Consider the following 2,632-nt stretch of genomic DNA (forward strand, 5'->3'; position numbering starts at 1 on the left):
TTGAATTTAGTTTTTTTTCAACTAAGGAACCGCGCTTTTACCGTCTAAAAATTTCTCTGTACAACCGAATGGCTTTCATGAATCTGTTCAGTCATTTGGACAGCTGGATCAGAAAGAAAGACAACCTGTCCTTTTTCATCCAATCCTCAGACGGAAATTTTTACGTAGCCACAACTAAAGAAAGAAGAAACATAGCGAAATTTAAATCCTATACTCAGGATGACTATGTTCCGAAAAATGAACTCATAATTAATTCTACAGATTCTACTTTTCTTGTAGAATACAGGAATCACGACTGGTTTTATTTTAACGAAGCACGCGACTCTATTGACTTTCATGTAAGCGATTCAACAAATGCCTATAGCGTAACGCATTACAAAGCCAACGGTGATACCGTTTATTATATCAAGAACTTTAACGAAAAAGCTATTGTCAAAGTCAAGCCCGATTGATTCTTGCCATGGCAAGAGCAAATACAGCGCTAATCAAGAAATTGCAAGGAATGAAAATTGTATCCAGTGTGGAAAAATTTCCGTACAATAGTTTTTCTACCACAATTACAGCCGTTGGCAAATAAAAGAGTTTTGAGCATTTAAAAAGCAAAGCAATTGGACCGGCAACCATCATGAACCTAACAAAGGTCAAAGCCATAGTGACGATCTCATTGCTGCCAAGGGATACCCAAAATCCCATTATGACAAGAATTACAGTATTTGACACAAAGTAAACGATTTGTGTTTTTTTGCTGAATTTTCTTTTATCGTAAAACTTCAGGACTAGTGCAATCACCGCAATTGTTATAATCGGTAGAAGCAACAGTTCCACATTGAAATCAAACCAGCACGCAATTATGACTATTATAGTTAAGGGAAACACGTCGTAACCACATAAACAAAATAGTTTTTTGAAGAAATCTTCATTTGTCTGATTAAATTTAATGGCGTGCTTGCATATAAATTGCCAAGGAAGTCGGATAAAAAGTAAAAAGCATAACAAAGAACCCGTCGTTAGAACGATAGACATAAATATGTCAGCCGATTCACACGCTCTGTTCAATCTGCTCATTAACAAAGCGCAGTATGCAGTTACAAACGTCGCAATGCCAACTCGTGATGCGAATAGTTCAGCGTCTTTGTTCATTGTTATTCAGAGAATAGAGATGGACACAGGGTGTATGTCGATATAAGTAATGCTCGAAGAAAATTAAGTAAAGGCGCGCTTTCATTGTAATTGTATAGTGACGGCGGATTTATCCAGGGTTTTTCTTGATACAGTTTCGCAACCCTTTTTCCGTAGTCATTTATTCGTCGGGCGGAAAGGTTGTTGTACAATGTCGCAATTTTTTCTATGTCAAAACCTCCGACAGCATTTTGTAACTGTTTTAGATGCTTTGCGCCAGCATATATATTGTATTCAGGAATTCTTAACTGCTCTCTCGACCCAAAATTATCACCCCAAAATTGAGTGTTTATATTCATTGGTAAAATGGACTTATTTACACCTTCAGGAATATAATTCGGAGTTAGGTTAAACGCCCTAAACACATTTGAAATGGCATTGTCGTAATAGCCATGAGTGGTCTCCATATAAACGATAGCTCTCAATAAATCTGGGTCTAAGGAATACTCCTTTGCTGCAGCCACAATCAGCGAATTGTATTTTTCGACTCCGTTTAATTGGTGAATTTCATTCCAAGGCATTTCGTTACTAGCAGATTTGTTGTCGCAAACTGGAAAATATACATTTGCTTTATTTTCCAAAATTGCCTGTTTTCTTTTGGCAGGATCATCAATGAATTCAACGAGCGAAGACTTTCTAATGAATTTTAATGTATCAGCATCACTCCACTCATCAAAGTGCGAGTCGCTCCATTCATTTGCTAGACAACGATTTTTATAATTTTCGTATTCTTTTTTTGCTTCTGGCAACAGAGATATATCGTAACCAAGCCCGTTTTCGTCAACCACATTGATGTTTTGTAGAATTGTGTTAAAAAAATCCTTTTCCATGTAAGTCTCGTATTTTATTTTCAAGGAATATAAATAATATTTCCGAATATTTTTCTCCAGAATTCGCGCTTTAAAAAAGAAATGAGGGGTGTTTTTTGTTTCATCGGGAGATTTTACCCTACAAAGCTCAATTTTTAAGCATTTGTAGGGCAACCCTACCCTGCAACTGTAAGCTTCCCCATAATTATTCTCATTTGACGAGCAAGGAGACTGTACGCAAAGCGTACAAATCCAAATGCGCAGCAAGGCTGTGGTCAGCGGTGTACCTATCACCACCACCATCGCCGCCCTCACCTCCACCGTCGAAGGCCTCATGGACAAACACGACTACGGCAGATTCGAGGTGTGCAGCTTGCAGGAGTATCACAGGCATGTGAAGAAATAAGCGAGTAGTTAGGGAATGGTCCCTGAGCCTGCCGAAGGGCCTTCCCGCGACCCAATGGAGCACCGTAAGGCGCGAAGTCGAAGGATCGAGGCATGCATTTGTCATTCCCACGAAGGCGGGAATCTCCTATAGCAAAAAAAAAAACAGATGTTCCAAGCAGAGCATCTGTTTTTATTTTTCAATTAAGGCAACCTCTAAAAATTACCCCAAAACGACTATTTACAAATAAACTAACATT

General features: G+C 38.5%; 4 protein-coding genes. 2 read left to right on the forward strand and 2 right to left on the reverse strand.

Going from position 1 to position 2,632, the window contains the following annotated elements; all coding sequences use genetic code 11:
* Positions 1-452, forward strand: a 452-nt coding sequence (locus Q0P86_RS16785) for a hypothetical protein (RefSeq protein WP_295041096.1), incomplete at its 5' end; no start/stop codon positions are given.
* On the opposite strand, the gene Q0P86_RS16790 is transcribed toward Q0P86_RS16785, so the two are convergent.
* Together Q0P86_RS16790 and Q0P86_RS16795 are read right to left on the reverse strand one after the other, a co-directional pair.
* The gene (locus Q0P86_RS16790; protein WP_295041098.1) at positions 439-1,140 is read right to left on the reverse strand and encodes a hypothetical protein; all 702 of its coding nucleotides are present in this window, start codon (positions 1,138-1,140) and stop codon (positions 439-441) included. The two genes, Q0P86_RS16785 and Q0P86_RS16790, sit on opposite strands and share 14 nt — an antisense overlap.
* A 2-nt stretch (positions 1,141-1,142) precedes the next feature.
* The gene (locus Q0P86_RS16795; protein ID WP_295041100.1) at positions 1,143-2,009 is read right to left on the reverse strand and encodes a lytic transglycosylase domain-containing protein; all 867 of its coding nucleotides are present in this window, start codon (positions 2,007-2,009) and stop codon (positions 1,143-1,145) included.
* Between the two features lie 250 nt (positions 2,010-2,259).
* On the opposite strand from Q0P86_RS16795, the gene Q0P86_RS16800 reads away from it, so the two are divergent.
* Entirely contained in the window at positions 2,260-2,394 is a 135-nt protein-coding gene (locus Q0P86_RS16800) for a hypothetical protein (RefSeq protein WP_295041102.1), read from the forward strand.
* Positions 2,395-2,632 lie beyond the last annotated feature (238 nt).

The organism is uncultured Fibrobacter sp., from assembly GCF_946062555.1.
GTDB lineage: Bacteria > Fibrobacterota > Fibrobacteria > Fibrobacterales > Fibrobacteraceae > Fibrobacter.